14 protein-coding genes are annotated in these 16557 nt (G+C 70.0%); 6 read left to right on the top strand and 8 right to left on the bottom strand.

Annotation, left to right across the window (positions count from 1 at the left end):
• Nucleotides 1–34 precede the first annotated feature (34 nt).
• Genes PCQ86_RS17270 through dbpA form a run of 3 tightly spaced genes read left to right on the top strand, consistent with a single transcriptional unit; the run spans nt 35 to nt 2871 of the window.
• On the top strand, nt 35–994 hold the full coding sequence (locus tag PCQ86_RS17270) for a cation diffusion facilitator family transporter (protein ID WP_012655522.1): 960 nt from the start codon (nt 35–37) through the stop codon (nt 992–994).
• Nucleotides 991–1452 (top strand): D-aminoacyl-tRNA deacylase, encoded by a 462-nt coding sequence (gene dtd, locus PCQ86_RS17265; RefSeq protein ID WP_012655523.1) that lies wholly within the window; start codon nt 991–993, stop codon nt 1450–1452. Before PCQ86_RS17270 ends, dtd begins: the two co-directional genes overlap by 4 nt.
• Nucleotides 1453–1461: 9 nt before the next feature.
• Nucleotides 1462–2871: an ATP-dependent RNA helicase DbpA gene (dbpA, locus tag PCQ86_RS17260; protein WP_270174306.1), complete on the top strand. Its 1410-nt coding sequence runs from the start codon at nt 1462–1464 to the stop codon at nt 2869–2871.
• 26 nt (nt 2872–2897) lie between these two features.
• Here dbpA and PCQ86_RS17255 read toward each other — a convergent pair whose 3' ends face one another.
• The 3 genes from PCQ86_RS17255 to PCQ86_RS17245 all read right to left on the bottom strand — a co-directional run bounded on the left by PCQ86_RS17255 (nt 2898) and on the right by PCQ86_RS17245 (nt 5310).
• Nucleotides 2898–3674, bottom strand: coding sequence for a sulfite exporter TauE/SafE family protein (locus PCQ86_RS17255; protein ID WP_270174305.1), 777 nt, complete (start codon nt 3672–3674; stop codon nt 2898–2900).
• Nucleotides 3675–3832: 158 nt separating this feature from the next.
• The gene (ybeY, locus tag PCQ86_RS17250; RefSeq protein ID WP_270174304.1) at nt 3833–4291 is read right to left on the bottom strand and encodes an rRNA maturation RNase YbeY; all 459 of its coding nucleotides are present in this window, start codon (nt 4289–4291) and stop codon (nt 3833–3835) included.
• 65 nt (nt 4292–4356) lie between these two features.
• A complete protein-coding gene (locus PCQ86_RS17245) occupies nt 4357–5310 on the bottom strand; it encodes a PhoH family protein (protein WP_041838940.1) in 954 nt (317 codons plus the stop codon).
• 56 nt (nt 5311–5366) lie between these two features.
• On the opposite strand from PCQ86_RS17245, the gene ruvA reads away from it, so the two are divergent.
• The gene (gene ruvA, locus PCQ86_RS17240; protein WP_270174303.1) at nt 5367–5939 is read left to right on the top strand and encodes a Holliday junction branch migration protein RuvA; all 573 of its coding nucleotides are present in this window, start codon (nt 5367–5369) and stop codon (nt 5937–5939) included.
• Nucleotides 5940–5961: 22 nt separating this feature from the next.
• The gene (locus PCQ86_RS17235) at nt 5962–7428 is read left to right on the top strand and encodes a trypsin-like serine peptidase (protein ID WP_270174302.1); all 1467 of its coding nucleotides are present in this window, start codon (nt 5962–5964) and stop codon (nt 7426–7428) included.
• On the opposite strand, the gene PCQ86_RS17230 is transcribed toward PCQ86_RS17235, so the two are convergent.
• Genes PCQ86_RS17230 through PCQ86_RS17215 form a run of 4 tightly spaced genes read right to left on the bottom strand, consistent with a single transcriptional unit; the run spans nt 7425 to nt 13446 of the window.
• The gene (locus PCQ86_RS17230) at nt 7425–10280 is read right to left on the bottom strand and encodes an Hsp70 family protein (protein WP_270174301.1); all 2856 of its coding nucleotides are present in this window, start codon (nt 10278–10280) and stop codon (nt 7425–7427) included. The two genes, PCQ86_RS17235 and PCQ86_RS17230, sit on opposite strands and share 4 nt — an antisense overlap.
• Before the next feature lie 4 nt (nt 10281–10284).
• Nucleotides 10285–10878 (bottom strand): NAD(P)H-dependent oxidoreductase, encoded by a 594-nt coding sequence (locus tag PCQ86_RS17225; protein WP_270174300.1) that lies wholly within the window; start codon nt 10876–10878, stop codon nt 10285–10287.
• A gap of 10 nt (nt 10879–10888) precedes the next feature.
• Entirely contained in the window at nt 10889–12799 is a 1911-nt protein-coding gene (locus PCQ86_RS17220) for an Hsp70 family protein (RefSeq protein WP_270174299.1), read from the bottom strand.
• An 8-nt stretch (nt 12800–12807) separates the two neighbouring features.
• Nucleotides 12808–13446 (bottom strand): DUF2760 domain-containing protein, encoded by a 639-nt coding sequence (locus tag PCQ86_RS17215; protein ID WP_270174298.1) that lies wholly within the window; start codon nt 13444–13446, stop codon nt 12808–12810.
• A 222-nt stretch (nt 13447–13668) separates the two neighbouring features.
• Between PCQ86_RS17215 and ruvB the strand changes: the two genes are divergently transcribed.
• Nucleotides 13669–14739 (top strand): Holliday junction branch migration DNA helicase RuvB, encoded by a 1071-nt coding sequence (gene ruvB / locus PCQ86_RS17210; RefSeq protein WP_011806788.1) that lies wholly within the window; start codon nt 13669–13671, stop codon nt 14737–14739.
• Nucleotides 14740–14743: 4 nt separating this feature from the next.
• On the opposite strand, the gene PCQ86_RS17205 is transcribed toward ruvB, so the two are convergent.
• Nucleotides 14744–16537: a lysoplasmalogenase family protein gene (locus PCQ86_RS17205; protein ID WP_270174297.1), complete on the bottom strand. Its 1794-nt coding sequence runs from the start codon at nt 16535–16537 to the stop codon at nt 14744–14746.
• Nucleotides 16538–16557 lie beyond the last annotated feature (20 nt).

Here is a 16557-nt window from a genome sequence, read left to right as displayed (position 1 = left end):
CAGCAGGGCGGCAAGGCGGCGGGATAATCGCTGCATGCCTTCCGCACCCTCCGGCCCCTTGAGCGTTCCCGCGTGGATGACGCCCCACAACCTGCTGCGCGCCTCGGTGGGCGTGGCCCTGCTCACCATCGTGCTCAAGACGCTGGCCTGGTGGGTCAGCGGCTCGGTGGGCCTGCTGTCGGATGCGCTGGAGTCGTTCGTCAATCTGGCGGGCGCGATGTTCGCGCTGGCCATGGTGACCATTGCGCGCCGCCCGGCGGACGAGGACCACCCCTACGGACACCACAAGGCGGAATATTTCTCGTCCGGCTTCGAGGGCATTCTCATCGTGGGGGCCAGCATCGCCATCCTCTGGGCGGCCGTGCTGCGGCTGATGCACCCGCAACCGCTGGAGCAACTGGGCTGGGGCATGGGCCTGTCGCTGTTGAGCACGGCCTGCAACGGCCTGCTCGCATGGGGCATGCTGCGCGCGGCGCAGGTGCACCGGTCGCTGGCGCTGGAAGGCGATGCGCGGCACCTGATGACCGATGTGTGGACCTCCATCGGCGTGGTGGGCGGGCTACTGGCCGCTGGCGCCACCGGTTGGCTGTGGCTGGACCCGCTGGTGGCGATCGCGGTGGCGTTGAACATCCTGCGCGAAGGGGGCGCGCTGATCTGGCGCGCCTCGCAGGGTCTCATGGACGAAGCCATGGAGCCTGGCCTGCTGGCGCGCGTGTTCACGGTGTTGGGCGAGCACAACCACGCCAGCGCAGGGGTGGTGTATTTCGACAGCCTCACCTCGCGCCGCGCCGGCGCGCGCAACTACGTGGATCTGCACATGCATGTGCCCGCGCACTGGACGCTGGGGCATGCCGCCGAGCAGCGCACCGCCGTCGAGCAGGCCCTGATGCAGGCCGTGCCCGGCCTGCGCGCCACCATCGAACTACTGCCCGAAGGGCAGGCTACGGTGTTCGAGACCGCCGAGGCGGCCGCGCCGGGAGGAGCCGGCACATGATCGGCCTGCTGCAGCGCGTGCGCGAGGCGCGCGTGGAAGTGGCCGGCGAGATCGTGGGCCGCATCGGCCCGGGGCTGCTGGCGCTGGTGTGCGCCGAGCAGGGCGACAGCGAGGCGCAGGCCGACAAGCTGCTGGCCAAAATGCTCAAGCTGCGCATCTTCAGCGACGAGGCCGGCAAGATGAACCGCAGCGTGCAGGACCTGGACGGGCAGGGCACCTGCGGCGGCCTGCTCATCGTCAGCCAGTTCACCCTGGCCGCCGACACGCGCGGCGGCAACCGGCCCAGCTTCACGCAGGCGGCACCGCCGGCGCAGGGGGAGCGGCTGTACGACTACTTCGTCGCCCAGGCGCGCGCCGTGCACCCCATGGTGGCCACGGGCCGCTTTGCCGCCGACATGCAGGTGCACCTGGTCAACGACGGACCGGTGACCCTTCCGCTGCGGATAGCGCCGGGATAATTGGCGACCATGACCATCTCTTCAGGCGCGTCGCCTGCCCCGTCCGCCACCGCCTTCTCATCGCTGCCTCTGCCCCCTGAAATGCTGGCCAACCTGCAGCAGCTGGGCTATGCGCAGATGACGCCCATCCAGGCCGCCAGCCTGCCTTTCAGCCTGCAGGGCCGTGATCTGATCGCCCAGGCCAGCACCGGCAGCGGCAAGACAGCGGCCTTTGGCTTGGCCATGGTTGATCGGCTGAACCCGCGCTGGTTCGCCGTCCAGGGCCTGGTACTGTGCCCCACGCGCGAGCTGGCCGATCAGGTGGCCACCGAGATCCGCCGCTTGGCGCGTGCGCAAGACAACATCAAGGTCGTCACTGTGTACGGGGGCGTGCCTTCGCGCGGCCAGATTGCTTCGCTGGAGAACGGTGCCCACATCGTGGTGGGCACGCCGGGCCGCGTGATGGACCTGATGGAGCGCGGCAAGCTCGACATCGCCAACCTCAAGACCTTGGTGCTTGACGAGGCCGACCGCATGCTGGACATGGGCTTCCTGGCCGATATTGAGACCGTGGTGCGCCAATGTCCGGCCGAGCGCCAGACCCTGCTGTTCTCCGCCACCTATCCCGACGGCATTGCGGGACTGGCACAGCGTTTCATGCGCGCGCCCCAGATGGTGAAGGTGGCCGCCCAGCACGGTGCAGGCAAGATCGCGCAGCGCTGGTATGAGGTGGATGCACGCGAGAAGGTCGACGTGGTGGCGCGCATGCTCGCGCACTTTCGCCCTGCGTCGAGCATTGCCTTCTGCAATACCAAGCAGCAGTGCCGTAACGTGGTGACTGCGCTGCAGAGCCAGGGATTCAGTGCCCTCGCCCTGTTTGGCGAGTTGGAGCAGCGCGAGCGTGACGAGGTGCTGGTGCAGTTTGCCAACAAGAGCTGCAGCGTGCTCGTGGCCACCGACGTGGCGGCGCGCGGCATCGATATTGCCGACCTCTCGGCCGTGATCAACGTCGACGTGACGCCCGATCCCGAGGTGCACATCCACCGCATCGGCCGCACGGGCCGTGGCGATGCCGAGGGGCTGGCGCTGAACCTGGTCAGCATGGATGAGATGGGCAGCGTGGGCAAGATCGAATTGCTGCAAGGCCGTGCCTGCGAGTTCTTTCCGGTGGATGAACTCACCCCTACGGCAGGGGGCGAACTGCAGCCACCCATGTGCACCATCCAAATCATCGGCGGGCGCAGGGAGAAGATCCGCGCCGGCGACGTGATGGGCGCCATGTGCGCCGACTTCGGCTATGCGCGCGAGCAGATCGGCAAGATCAGCGTCAACGATTTTTCCACCTATGTGGCCGTGGACCGCGCCATCGCGGCCCAGGCCTGCGCCAAGCTGAATGCGGGCCGTGTCAAAGGCAAGATGGTGAAGGCGCGCTTGCTGTAGCGCGCCTGGAGCCTTGGGGGCGGGGTTCAGCCCTTCAGGAAGAACAGCCCCGCCATCGCCAGCCCCGTGGCCACAATGCCCCAGCGCAGCACCGGCGCGGGCAGTTGGCGTGCCACGCGCGCGCCGCCATAGCCGCCCAACGTGGCGGCCACCATCATCACCAGGGCCTGCGGCCACAGCACGATGCCGCCCGCGGCATAGATGGCCACGGCAATCGCCGTGAGCAGGGCCGACACGAGGTTCTTCATGCCGTTCATGGCGTTGAGCTGTGTCTGCCCCAGCAGCCCGAACAGCGCCAGCAGCAGGATGCCCAGGCCCCCGTTGAAATAGCCCCCGTAGGCCGCCACCGCCAGCATGCCCGCGCCGGCTTTCAGGGCAGAGGGCGTGCCATGGCCGGCTTTGCCGGCCCATTGCCGCAGCTGCGGGCCAAAGGCGAAGAGTGCCGTGGCCGCCAGCAGCAGCCAGGGCACGACCTTGCGGAAGGTGGCGTCGGGCGTGAACAGCAGCAGCGCCGCACCGGCCGAGCCGCCGATGAGCGACAGCACGACCACGGCGCGCATCGACAGGCCCGGCGGCGGTTGCATGTCTTCCCGAAAGCCCCAGGCACCGGCCATGTAGCCGGGCAGCAAGGCCACAGTGCCGGTGGCGTTGGCGACCACGGGCGGCACGCCGGTGAACACCAGCGCGGGCAGGGTGAGGAAGCTGCCGCCGCCGGCTACCGCGTTGAGCGCACCGGCGATGAATGCGGCGGTGAGCAGAAGTGCCAAGTGGCCGATGGAGGTCGTCCAGCCCAGGATGTCCATGCGTGGGTTCTTCCCTTAAGAGATGGTCGCCGCGTGAGAGGCGGACCTGCAGGACGCAGGTCGCGCGGCATCTTAGGCCGCACCGGCGGGCGCGTTTGTGACCTGGGCGCAAAACAGCTTTCCGCACCCCGGCGCCCGCGGTGGTGAGCGCCCGCCAGTTATGCCGCGTAGGGGTCCGCGAAGCCCAACTCCTGCAGGATGGCGGTCTCGTACGCCTCCATTTCCTGCGCGTCCTGTTCGCTGGTTTCGTGGTCCCAGCCCTGGGCGTGCAGCGTGCCGTGCACCAGCAGGTGGGCGTAGTGCTCCTCTAGCGTCTTGTTCTGCTCGCGGGCCTCGCGCTCGACCACGGGGGCGCAGAGCACCAGATCGGCCACGGCCACGGGCTCTTGCTGGTAGTCGAAGGTGAGCACGTTGGTGGCGTAGTCCTTGTGGCGGAACTCGCGGTTCAAGCGCTGGCCTTCCTCGGCGCCCACGATGCGCACCGTGATCTCGGCATCCACGGCCAGGGCGTGGCGGATCCAGCGCGCAACCGCGTGGCGGGGCAGGGTGGCGCGGTGCGCGGTGGCATCCGCGTCGCGTGCAAATTGGAGGGACAAGGACAATTGGTTCAAAGCCATTTTGGCCTCCAGCGCTTATCTATCAAGCGCGAGTAGCTACGAATTTGTGAGCTTTTGGCCGGCGACTACTCGCCTGCGCCGCGGCGGCTGCGCTGCGCGTCGTAGGCATCCACGATGCGCGCCACCAGCGGGTGGCGCACCACGTCGGCGCTGGTGAAGCGCGTGACGGCGATGCCCTTGACGCGCTTCAAAACCCGCTCGGCGTCGATCAGGCCGCTCATCGCGCCCTTGGGCAAGTCGATCTGGCTCACGTCGCCTGTGACCACCGCGCGCGCGCCGAAGCCGATGCGCGTGAGGAACATCTTCATCTGCTCGGGCGTGGTGTTCTGCGCCTCGTCGAGGATGACGAAGGCATTGTTCAGCGTGCGCCCGCGCATGAAGGCCAGCGGCGCGATCTCGAGCGCATTGCGCTCGAAGGCCTTCTGCACGCGGTCAAAGCCCATCAGGTCGTACAGCGCGTCATACAGTGGGCGCAGGTACGGGTCCACCTTCTGCGTCAGGTCGCCCGGCAGGAAGCCCAGGCGCTCGCCAGCTTCCACGGCCGGGCGGGTGAGCACGATGCGCTGCACGCTGCTGCGCTCCAGCGCATCCACCGCGCAGGCCACGGCCAGGTACGTCTTGCCGGTGCCCGCCGGGCCGATGCCGAAGGTGATGTCGTGCGTGGCGATGTTTTCCAGGTAGGTGGCCTGCGTGGGCGTGCGCGCGCGCAGGTCGGCGCGGCGCGTGGTGAGCTGGATGGCGCTGGCTTCGTCATCGCCCTGCATGCTGGCGTCGCCGGCCAGCATGAGCTGCAGGTGTTCTTCCTTGATGGGGCGATCCGCCATCTCGTACAGCGCCTGCAGCAACTCCATGGCCTGCGTGGCCTTGGCCTTGGGGCCGTCCACCTTGAACTGCTCGTGCCGGTGGGCGATGGAGACCTGCAGCGCCGCCTCGATGGTGCGCAGGTGCACATCGGCGGGGCCGCACAGATGGGTCAGGCGCGTGTTGTTATGGGGGGTGAAGGTGTGGCGCAGGATCACGCTGATAATTCCGGTCGAAGTTCCGCGGCGGGTGTCCGGCGCGGCAAAGGACATCCATGATAGGCAAATTGACCGGCACGCTGCTGGAAAAGAACCCCCCCGAGGTGCTGATGGACTGCCACGGCGTGGGCTACGAGGTGCAGGTCAGCATGAGCACCTTCTACAACCTGCCCGCCGTGGGTGAGCGGGTGAGCCTGCTCACGCAGTTCATCGTGCGCGAGGATGCGCAGCTGCTGTACGGCTTTGGTACGGCGCAGGAGCGCCAGGCGTTTCGCGAACTCATCAAGATCAGCGGCGTGGGGCCGCGCACAGCGCTGTCCATCCTCTCAGGCATGGGCGTGGCGGACCTGGCGCAGGCCGTTTCGCTGCAGGAAGCAGGGCGCCTGGTCAAAGTGCCGGGTATCGGCAAGAAAACCGCCGAGCGGCTGCTGCTGGAGCTGAAAGGCAAGCTGGGCGCGGACGTCGGCGTGCGCGCGCATGCCGCCAACGACAACCAGGCCGACATCCTGCAGGCGCTGCTGGCCCTGGGCTATAACGACAAGGAGGCCGCCGCTGCGCTCAAGGCGCTGCCGGCGGATGTGGGAGTAAGCGAGGGGATCAAGCTGGCGCTGAAATCGCTATCCAAATAGTTCTTACGTAGAGGAGAGAGCAATGCAATTACTGACAACAACTGCGGCGCAATGGGCCGCGATACCCCTGGTGCTGGCCTTGTCCGCTTGCGGTGGAGGTGGCGGCGGCAACGACACTCCCTCTCCTGCGCCTCCGGTGGCGGGCGACCGCATCGAGCCCTACGACCCCAGCGGCACGGCCAAGGTGGCCACCTCGCAGCAGGCGGTGAGCCCGGTCGCCAGTGCACAGGCAACCCGCACCATCGCCCTCGGCGCGCTCACGGCCGTGAAGGGCGTGGTCTCCGCCACTCCCGGAACGCCCTTGCAGATCGGCGAGGCGCGCAGCGTGGCGGACACCGCCACCGTCGCGGCCACTGCGGCCCTGCTGCGCTGGCAACCGACGGCGCGGGGCACGCAGGCCGCTGCGCTGCGCTTCACGGCCGACGGAGCGCATGGCGTGCGTCTGGGCGTGCTCGTGCAGTCGCTGCCCGAGGGCGCGGTGCTGCGCTTCTACGGCGAGCAGGGCGCGGGGGCCATGGAGGTGCGCGCGTCCGAGCTGCAGGACATCGCCGCGCGCAATGCGCGTGGCGGTGCGGATGACACCACCGCGCGCACCTATTGGAGCCCGGACTTCAGCGGCCCGCAAACCACACTGGAAGTGGAGATTCCCGCTGCGGCCTCGCCAGCGGCCGTCCGACTGTCCGTGCCGCGGCTGTCGCATTTCACGCTGGCGCCCGCACAGGCCGAGCAGGCCCTTGCCCAGAAGGTGGGCGAGTCGGGCAGCTGCAACGTGGACGCGACCTGCCGGCCGGAGTTCAACGACCAGAGCCGCTCGGTGGCGCGCATGATCTTTGTGCGCGACGATGGCAAGAGCTACCTGTGCACCGGCACGCTGCTCAACGATGCCGCGTCCAGCGGTACGCCCTACTTCCTGAGCGCCAACCATTGCATTTCCACGCAGCCCGTGGCGTCCACGCTCACCACGGACTGGTTCTACCGTTCCGGCAGCTGCGGCACCGCCACCGAGAACCCCGCCGCCGTGCGCGTCACAGGCGGTGCGGCGCTGCTGTACGCGTCCGCCACCACGGACACGGCCTTCATGCAGCTCAACAGCCAGGCGCCTGCCGGCATCGTCTATGCAGGCTCGTACTTTGGCGGGGTGGACGTTGGCACGGCGCTGGCGGGTGTGCACCATCCCCAGGGCGATCTGCAGAAGGTCAGCCTGGGCTCCATGCAGCGCTACAGCACGTGCGTGGACAACAGTTGCCGTTCCAGTAATGCGGACGACGGCACCTTCCTTACGCTGGGCTGGCAGGAGGGCACGACGGAGGGCGGCAGCAGCGGCTCGGCCGCGTTCGTGACGTTTGGCGAGCGCCGCTATGTGGTGGGCCAGCTTCTGGGCGGAACCGCCAGCTGCGCTGCGCGCGACGGCGTGGACCATTACGGTCGTTTCGACACCAGCTACCGCACGGCGCTGCGGCGCTGGCTGAATCCGACGGCGGCCAACTAACCCACCAGCACCAGCCCGGGCGGCAGGCTGTCGCCCAGGCTGCGCTGCTGGTCCTCGGCCTCCATGGCCGTGGGCTGTTCCACCAGCGCGATCCAGCGTGCGGGCGCGTGGGTGGCGCGCATCTTTTCCAGCACTTCGGTGCGCAGAGCGTCGGGCAGGTCGCGGGCGCGGTCGCCGGTCATGCGGGCGATCTGCACGGCGGCGAACAGGGCATGCTCGTTGTGGCGCCAGTCCTCGCGCAGCGTGGCATGCAGAAACTCGGCCGCGGCCTCGGGCGGCATCACGCGGTGGGCGTTGGCTGCCAGCGGCTGGCGCGCGGCCAGGCGGCCGATGGCCCACCAGGTCTGTGCGGACTCATCGGGCCGCAGCAGGCGCTGCAGCATCCACTGGCCCATTTCCTGGCGGTACTGCCAGGGCACGGCCTCCATGGCGGCGAACAGGCGCAGCATGTCGTCGTAGCTGCCCCACGCGGCCTTGCCCTGGCTGCGTTGCACGGTCTTTTGCATGCAGCCGGCCACCGCTTCCAGCACCTGCATCTGCTGCGCCTCGTCCAGACCCGCGGCCACACGGCGCCAGAACACCCACCATTCGGTCCAGTTGGCGGCGTCCTGGCCGTGGCCCAGGCCCTGGGGGTAGAGCTGCCAGACCTGCGCGATGCGCCACGCGTCCAGCTCGGCGCCCACCCCCGGGCGCAAGCACCAGCCTGCCAGGTTGAGCCACGTGCGTTCGTGCTCGGGCGTGCGCCGGCGGCGGCGCGCACGCGCCAGCAATGCATCGAACAGCGCGCGCAGCAAGGCCACGTCCCAGCCGGCGCGCGGGCCCAGGATTTTTTCCAGCGACTGGCGCAGCTGGCGCACCTCCCTGGGCGCCACGTCCTGTGCCTGGGTGCCGAAGATGCGGTCGATCAGCGCCAGCGCCTGGGGCAGGCGTGAGGCTTTACCCTCCGAGCCTTTTTGGCCGCTGACGCTTTCCGATTCTGCGCTGGCAGCTATCGATTTGGAAGCGCCATCGGTGCCCGCCGCGCCGCGCACGGCGAAGGGCAGCAGCCAGGATTGGTCCGCCTCCTGCGTTGCCACGCAGCGCACCTCCAGCGTGCCCACCTCGGTCATGCAGGCCTGCAGCTGCACCTCCACCTGGGCGGTGGCGCGGCCTTCGGGTGCGGGCAGCACCGTGGCCAGCGGCGGCAATTCCGCCCAGCCGTCGCCCTCCAGCGGTGCGATCTGCCCGGCCTGCGCCTGGCCCTGGCTGCGCGCCACCAGCGCGAAGCGCACGGCCTGGCCCAGCCGCAGCGCGAAGCGCCGGCTCGTCAGGACCAGGCGCACGCCTTCTTCGGTGCCGCGGGGCAGCAGGCAGATGCCCTGCGGCGCAGTGCCCGCCTTGCCCGGCAGCACCAGCCAGTAGCTGCGCGCCGAGCCGCCGCCGATGCGTGGGACTATGGTTTTAGGAGCTGCTGGCGCTTGTCCTGACTGGGCTGTGTGCGTATTTGATGATGAATGCTGCGCCAACCCGTACGCCGCAGCGCCGCGCGCCACGGCCCAGTCGGGGTGCGGGTTGTGCAGCACGCGGGGCAGTGCGCCGCGCCAGTGCGCAAGCACCTCCGCGAGCCGCTGCACCAGCGCCGGTGCATGGAATACCCCGCCGTTGAGCAGCAGGGTGTCGGGCAAGTCGCCCCCGGCGTGCTGCGCCAGGAACTGCGCCAGATGGCGCGTGATGGCCGCGTCGGCGGGGTAGGGCAGGCCCAGCCCGCGCAGCGCACCCTGGCGGCGCGCCGGGCGATCGCCGATCGGCACCTGCGGCAGAAAGCCGTCCACCACGCATTGCAGCACCTGCGCGCGCGTGAGCGTGGCCGTGTGTGTCTGCGCCAGCATGCGGCTGCCCGTGCCCAGCAGCGTGACTGCGGCGCTGTCGGGGGCGCCGTCGGCCAGCAGCAACTCCTTGGCCTGCCGGCAGCGCTGCACCAGTTGGGCAAAGCGCGCGGCGGGCAAACGCGCGGCGGGTAACCGCGCGGCGGGCAGGTGGCCACCGTCGCCGGCGAACTGCGGCTCCAGCAGGTGCGCCAGCGCCAGGTCCATGTTGTCGCCGCCCAGCATCAGGTGCTCTCCCACGGCGATGCGCGTCAGCCGGGGCGTGCCATCGGCCTGCGTGTCCACGCGGATCAGCGTGAGGTCCGTGGTGCCGCCGCCCACGTCCACCACCAGCACCAGGCGGCAGCCCGCCAATTGCGCGGCCAGTTGTTCGCCTTGCAGCGCCAGCCAGTCGTGGAATGCGGCCTTGGGCTCTTCCAAGAGCTGCAGCGCTGGCAAGCCGGCCAGGCGTGCGGCTTCCAGCGTGAGCGCGCGCGCGCCCTCGTCGAACGAAGCCGGCACGGTGAGCACCAGGTCTTGCGCATGCAGCGGCGCATCGGGGTGGGCGGCGTCCCATGCCGCGCGCACATGTGCCAGGTACGACGCGCTGGCCTGCACCGGCGAGACCCGGGCCACGTCCTGCGGCGCGCCCCAGGGCAGGATGGGCGCCGTGCGGTCCACGCCTGGGTGGGACAACCAGCTTTTGGCGCTTTCCACCAGCCGCCCTGGCACGGCTGCACCCAGGTCGCGTGCCCAGCGGCCGAGGGTGGCGGGGGTGTCGTCCGTGGCCTCCAGGGGCGGCCAGGGCTGTCGCCACGCCTCGCCCAACTCGCCGGGTGCCGCCTGGTAGCGCGCCGAGGGCAGCAGCGGCTGCGCCTGCACGTCGCCCGCCGAGAGGCGCTGCGGGATGGGCAGCAGTGCGATGTCCGCCGCGCGGCCTTCCAGCGGCGCATAGGCGCAGGCGGTGTGGCTGGTGCCCAGGTCGATGCCGACGGTGTAGCGCTTCACCCGGCTAAGCCCACGAAGACAGCGCGCGTGCGATGCGCGCGTTGAACCGCAGCACCTGGGCGGCGGACAGGCGCTCGGCGCCGTAGAGCGAGAGCATGTCGAAGGCACTGCGTGGCGCGCAGGTGCCCAGCAGCGCGGTCTTGAGCACGCGCCGCACAGGCCGGCGCAGCACCAGCCGGTCCACCCACCAGGGCGACCCCAATGTGGTGATGGCCAGCGTCGTGCGCAGCCGGTGCAGGCGGGGGCGGATGGGCCCCAGGTCGCTCGCATGGTCGTAAGCCACGCCGGGCGCCCATACGCGGTCGAACCAGCCCTTGAGCACCGCCGGAAAGCCGAACCACCAGGTCGGAAAGACCAGCACCAGCGCCTCGGCCTGCAGCAGCCGGTCGATCTGCGCTTGCACAGCGCCGCCGTCGAAGGCCGTGCCGTAGTAGCTGCGGCGCTCCGCCGCCGTGAGCGCGGGCGCGAAGCCCGTGCGGCACAGGTCCTCCACCTGCACCGTGTGCCCTGCGGCGGTGAGGGTGCGGATGGCTTCCTGCGCCAGCGAATGGCACAGGCTGTCTTCCAGCGGATGCGCGATGACGACCAGGCAGTGCATGGCGCCGGCGTCAGGCCTGTGTCTGGGCGCGCACGTCGAACTCCACCTTCCAGCGCTCATGGCCTCCCACGGGCACGGCGCTCAGCTCCAGCGTGCCGATGTCGGTCACGCGGGCGTGCAGGGTGACGGGTACGACCTCGCCGGGCGTGCGGCCCTCGGGGGGCAGGTGGGCCTCGATCTCCTGCAGTTCCACCAGCTCTTCGGGTCCCCAGAAGTCCAGCAGCGTGCCCACGGTGTCGCCGCGGCGCACGCTGGAGCCGAAGAAGCGCAGCCGCACCGGCTCGCCCACCACCAGGCCGAATTCCTGGGCATGAAGCGCGACCTCGGTGCCTTCCTCCATGCCGAACGGCGCCAGGCACAGTGCGCTCAGGGGCGGCTCCATGCCGGGAATGGCGGGCATGTTGCTCTCCACGCCCACGTAGTAGCTTTGCGCCGTGCCGCCGCGGATGCGCACGCCGCGCCCCGCCGCAGTGACATGGCCGAAGTACGCCGCGCCGCGTGCCACGGCCAGGTCCAGATGGGCGCCTTCCAGCAGCCGGGCCGGGGCGGCGCCCTCGGCAGCCAGCCAGCCGTTGATGACGCCGACGATGCGCTCAGCGATCTGGGGGGCCTTCAGCACGCCGCCGTTGAACAGAAGGGCCGTGGGGTGCAGGAAGCTGGCGCCCCCCGCTTGCCTGCCGGCCAGGCCAGGGATCTGTGCCGTGGCATCCAGCTGGCGCGACAGGAAGGCCGCCAGGTGGCGCGTGACGGCCGCGTCCTGCGCGTAGGGCAGGCCCAGTTGCGTGAGCGCGCCGCGCGCGCGGGTCAGCGGCTTGTCGCCCACGGCCACCTGCGGGAAGAACCCATCGACCAGCAGCGCCTGCACTTCGGCGCGCGTCACCTCGGTGCGGATGCTGCCGCCGATCAGCTTGCTACCGCGGCTGGGGACGACCACGGGCACGGATGGCAGCGCCTCGTCGGCCAGCAGCAGCTCCTTGGCTGCGCGGCAGCCATGGGCCAGGGCGCGGGTCTGCCAGGCGTCCAGCGGCTTGCCCTCCTGGGCCAGCTTGCGCGCCACGCCATAGGCCAGGGCCAGGTCCATGTTGTCGCCGCCCAGCAGGATGTGCTCTCCCACCGCCACGCGCTGCAGTTCCAGGGCGCCGTCCTTCTCCAGCACCGCGATCAACGACAGGTCCGTGGTGCCGCCGCCCACGTCCACCACCAGGATGACGTCGCCGCTCGCGACCTGCTTGCGCCATCCGCCGCCGCTGGCCTGGATCCAGCTGTACAGCGCGGCCTGGGGCTCTTCCAGCAGCGTCAGGCGCTCCAGGCCGGCGGCGCGGCAGGCCTCGGCCGTCAACTCGCGCGCGGCCGGGTCGAACGATGCGGGAATGGTGACGGTGATGTCCTGCTGCTCCAGCGGCGCCTCGGGGTGGGCCTGGTTCCAGGCCCAGCGCAGGTGCGACAGGTAGCGCGCCGATGCGGCCAGGGGCGACACGCGCGGCACCTCCGGCGGCGCATCGGGCGGCAGGATGGGCGCACGCCGGTCCACGCCCGGGTGGCACAGCCAGCTCTTGGCGCTGGACACCAGACGGATCGGCGTGGCCGCGCCGCGCGTGCGCGCCAGCTCGCCCACCACGCAGTCCTGGCCTGCGCCGCCACCGGGCAGCGCCGTGTCGGCGGCGCTCAACTCGCTCTCATGCGGCAGGTATAGGAAGGAGGGCAGCAGCGGCCGCGCCTCCACGCTGGCCGGTCCGGTGAGCTGCGGAATATCCAGCACCTGCTGCACGACGGTGTCGCCGTCGCTGGCGTGCCGGTCCACGTACGACAGCGCGCAGTGCGTGGTGCCCAGATCGATGCCGATGCTGTACTGGGCGTTATTTTTGCCTGTAGCGCTTGCAGGGTAAGCGCTGGCAGCTATGGTTTCAGGAGCGTTGGGCATATCCGCGTTCACAGCTCCACCTCGGCCTGGGCCAGCACGGCGGCGGCCCGCGGGTCGGTGAGCTGCGGCAGGCGCACGGCGGTCGCCTTCCAGCCGCGGTGGGTCAGCTGGCCCGTGAACGGCGCCTGGCCCAGCACATTGCCCGTGAGGCGCACGGCCGTGGCGTCAAAGCCGACCGGCAGGGTGACGTGGCTGCCCTCGCCCTCGGGGCGCACGGCCTCGATGGTGAAATGCTCGCGCAGCACCTTGCGGCAGCCCTCGTGGACCACGCGCGCGGCGGCGCCGATCTCGGTGTCGGAGTAGGGCGCCACGTCTTCCTGCAGAAAGTCCACCAGGCGCGCCTCGCGCTGCAGCAGGCCCAGCAGCTGCAGCGCGGCGGTGTCGGTGGCGACTTCGACGCGCTTTTCCACCACTTTCTCGACGGGCACCTCCACGCGGACCTCGACGATCTTCTCCACGATTGTTTCCACGGGCACTTCCACCCGCACTGCCTTGGGAGCCGGCGGCGCTACGTCGGCGGCCAGCGCTTCACCCGCGCGCAGGCGCTGGATGTCGGCGGCCAGGCGGCCGTTGCCCAGGATGGCGAAAAAGCTGCCGATGGCGATGGCCATGCGGCTCAGGAAGGAGGGGGGTGCTGGAGTGTTCATGGGCTGTCGCTGCAAGGGGGGCGCCGGGCCGAGGCGGCGCGGCGCACAGGGGCGGGTGCGGCGTTCGAGTGGTCCGGGAGGGGGGCGGTCGCCCGCGCGCGGCGCGCGAAGGCGGCGATGTTACCGAAAGGCGGCTATCCCTGGCCCGCGCGGGGTGGCGGGGCGGCCCGGCAGCGCGGGGGAATGGGGGACAATGCACGCGCCCTTCCTGGTCCGCTTCGCATGACGATCCATACCGACGACTTTGCCCCCTCTCCCCCTCCGGCGCGCGAGCGCGTGGTGTCGGCCGCGCCGGCCTCCTCGCAGGAGGAAGCGCTGGAGCGTGCGCTGCGCCCCAAGCTGCTGCAGGAGTACGTGGGCCAGGCCAAGGCGCGCGAACAGCTCGAGATCTTCATCGGCGCGGCCAAGAAGCGCGGCGAGGCGCTGGACCATGTGCTGCTGTTCGGCCCGCCGGGCTTGGGAAAAACCACGCTCAGCCACATCATCGCCACCGAACTCGGCGTGAACCTGCGCCAGACCAGCGGCCCCGTGCTGGAAAAGCCCAAGGATCTGGCAGCGCTGCTCACCAACCTGGAACGCAACGACGTTCTCTTCATCGACGAGATCCACCGCCTTTCGCCCGTGGTCGAGGAAATCCTCTACCCCGCGCTGGAGGACTACCAGATCGACATCATGATCGGCGAGGGGCCGGCCGCGCGCAGCATCAAGCTGGACCTGCAGCCCTTCACGCTGGTGGGCGCCACCACGCGCGCGGGCATGCTCACCAACCCGCTGCGCGACCGCTTCGGCATCGTCGCGCGGCTGGAGTTCTACACGCCCGATGAATTGGCGCGCATCGTCATGCGCTCGGCCGGCTTGCTGGGCGCGCCCATCGACGCCGAGGGCGGCATGGAAATCGCGCGCCGCTCGCGCGGCACGCCGCGCATCGCCAACCGCCTGCTGCGCCGCGTGCGCGACTATGCCGAGGTGAAGGGTTCGGGCCACATCACCCTGGACATTGCCAACCGCGCGCTGACCATGCTGGACGTGGATCCGCAGGGCTTCGACGTAATGGACCGCAAGCTGCTGGAGGCCGTGGTGCATCGCTTCGACGGCGGCCCCGTGGGACTGGACAACATTGCTGCCAGCATCGGCGAGGAGAGCGGCACCATCGAGGACGTCATCGAGCCCTACCTGATTCAGCAGGGCTATCTGCAGCGCACACCGCGCGGGCGCGTGGCCACGCTGGCCGCCTACCGCCACCTGGGCGTGGCGCCGCCGCGCGCCGCGGGCGGGCTGTTCGAGTCCGCCTGATCGCTCAAGCCGCGTGGGGGGTGAGCGGCTGCGTCCGCGCGTCGGCTTGGTGCGCCGCGCCGCGGGTCAGCGCTGTGACCATCCCACTCACGATGAGCACCTGGGCCGCATAGTAGGTGGCCAGCACCCACAACTGCGACAAGGGCAGCGGCTGCACGAAACGGTTGGTGGCCAGCAGCGAATCGCTGAGCATGAAGCAGCACGCGCCCAGCGCCACCGCAAGCGACGAGCGCTCGCGCAGCGCCGCGTGGCGCCCCCAGGCCTGCGCCGCCATCAGCGCGATCACCACCACATACACGGCCACCGGCACCCGCAGCGCGGCCGGCAATCCGCCCTGCCGCAGGAAGGCGTACATGCCGATGCCCAGCGCCAGCGTACCCCCGAGTGCCCCGCGGTGGCCGAACCACCCCACGCCCTGCTTGAACAGCGCGATGTAGCACAGGTGCGCCAGCAGGAAGCTCACCAGGCCGGGAATGAACAGGTGCTCTGACAGCATCAGGAACACGTCGCCCGCCAGCGAACCCAGCAGCGCGCCCAGCAGCAGCCAGCATGATCGGTTCAAGCCAAAACGGCCTGTAGCGCTCATTGGATAAGCGTGATTAGCTACATAAACAATAGCAATCGCCATGGTCAGCGGCTTGAACAGCAGGTGCCACGCCGTGAACCCCAGCGCGCTGGTCGCCGTGGCCAGCGCCCCGGCTTCGATCATCAGCGCCAACCCCATGCCAATGCGCCCCTGCATGGCCGCGCCCAGCGCCCACTGGCAGGCCAGCAGCGTGGCGAACCACACGGCGTTGGTCGCCAGCGGTGCGCCGTCGGCCTGCCACAGGAATGCCGCCACGCCCGCCAGCAGCAGCACGAACTGCACGCCGGCAAACCAGCGCAGCGGCGCGGACAGGGGTGGGTCGAACAGGGGCATGTCGTGGAAGTTGAAGGCCGGCTTGGGAAAGCGATGCGCCACGTCGGCGGGGCGCCAGCCCGGGGCTTTCAGCCACACGCGCAGCTTGTCCGCCCAGCGGCGGGCGTGCCAGCTGTCGTGCAGCAGGCCTGCATACACCTGGGCGTTGGCCCAGAGCGGGTCCCAGCTGTTGAGCAGGCCGCGCGTGCCGTACACGCATTTCTCCCGCGGGTCCTCGTCCTTGAAGGTACCGAACAGCCGGTCCCACACGATCAGGATGCCGCCGTAGTTCTTGTCGAGGTAGCTGTCGTTCACGGCGTGGTGCACGCGGTGGTTGCTGGGGCTGCAGAACCAGCGGTCGAACCAGCCCAGCCGCCCCACCTGCTCGGTATGCACCCAGAACTGGTACAGCAGGTCGACCAGCCCCACCACCACGAACACGAGCGGCGGCACGCCCGCCAGCGCCATCGGCAGGTAGAACACCCAGCCCAGGACCGCGCCGGAACTGGTCTGGCGCAGCGCGGTGGACAGGTTGTAGTCCTGGCTCTGGTGGTGCACCGCATGCGCGGCCCACAGCACGGCCACTTCGTGCCCCATGCGGTGCAGCCAGTAGTAGCAGAAGTCGTAGAACACCAGCGCGATGAGCCAGCCGTACCAGGTGGTCCAGAACGCCTCGCTGCGCCACAGCGCCAGGTGCTCATAGGCCAGCGTGTACAGCCCCACGCGCAGCAGCACGGTGAACACCGCGCTGGTCTGGCTGAGCATGCCCAGGTTGACGCTGCTCACCGCATCAGCCAGCCGCAACGCGGGCCGCCCGCGCCAACGGCCGATGGCCCATTCCAGCGCCATGAGGGCGAGGAACACCGGGGTGACGAGGACGATGATCTGGCTGCCGGACATGGGAACGATTGTGGGCTGCA

It is taken from the genome of Diaphorobacter sp. ED-3 (genome assembly GCF_027625375.1).
Classification (GTDB): Bacteria; Pseudomonadota; Gammaproteobacteria; order Burkholderiales; family Burkholderiaceae_C; genus Diaphorobacter; species Diaphorobacter nitroreducens.
Note: the sequence above shows the minus strand (reverse complement) of the source record. Positions and strands in the feature narration are given on the sequence as shown.

Coding starts and splice junctions, on each gene's coding strand:
- PCQ86_RS17270 (WP_012655522.1), top strand. CDS start 35: ATGCCTTCCGCACCCTCCGGCCCCTTGAGCGTTCCCGCGTGGATGACG.
- dtd (WP_012655523.1), top strand. CDS start 991: ATGATCGGCCTGCTGCAGCGCGTGCGCGAGGCGCGCGTGGAAGTGGCC.
- dbpA (WP_270174306.1), top strand. CDS start 1,462: ATGACCATCTCTTCAGGCGCGTCGCCTGCCCCGTCCGCCACCGCCTTC.
- PCQ86_RS17255 (WP_270174305.1), bottom strand. CDS start 3,674: ATGGACATCCTGGGCTGGACGACCTCCATCGGCCACTTGGCACTTCTG.
- ybeY (WP_270174304.1), bottom strand. CDS start 4,291: ATGGCTTTGAACCAATTGTCCTTGTCCCTCCAATTTGCACGCGACGCG.
- ruvA (WP_270174303.1), top strand. CDS start 5,367: ATGATAGGCAAATTGACCGGCACGCTGCTGGAAAAGAACCCCCCCGAG.
- PCQ86_RS17235 (WP_270174302.1), top strand. CDS start 5,962: ATGCAATTACTGACAACAACTGCGGCGCAATGGGCCGCGATACCCCTG.
- PCQ86_RS17225 (WP_270174300.1), bottom strand. CDS start 10,878: ATGCACTGCCTGGTCGTCATCGCGCATCCGCTGGAAGACAGCCTGTGC.
- PCQ86_RS17220 (WP_270174299.1), bottom strand. CDS start 12,799: ATGCCCAACGCTCCTGAAACCATAGCTGCCAGCGCTTACCCTGCAAGC.
- PCQ86_RS17215 (WP_270174298.1), bottom strand. CDS start 13,446: ATGAACACTCCAGCACCCCCCTCCTTCCTGAGCCGCATGGCCATCGCC.
- ruvB (WP_011806788.1), top strand. CDS start 13,669: ATGACGATCCATACCGACGACTTTGCCCCCTCTCCCCCTCCGGCGCGC.
- PCQ86_RS17205 (WP_270174297.1), bottom strand. CDS start 16,537: ATGTCCGGCAGCCAGATCATCGTCCTCGTCACCCCGGTGTTCCTCGCC.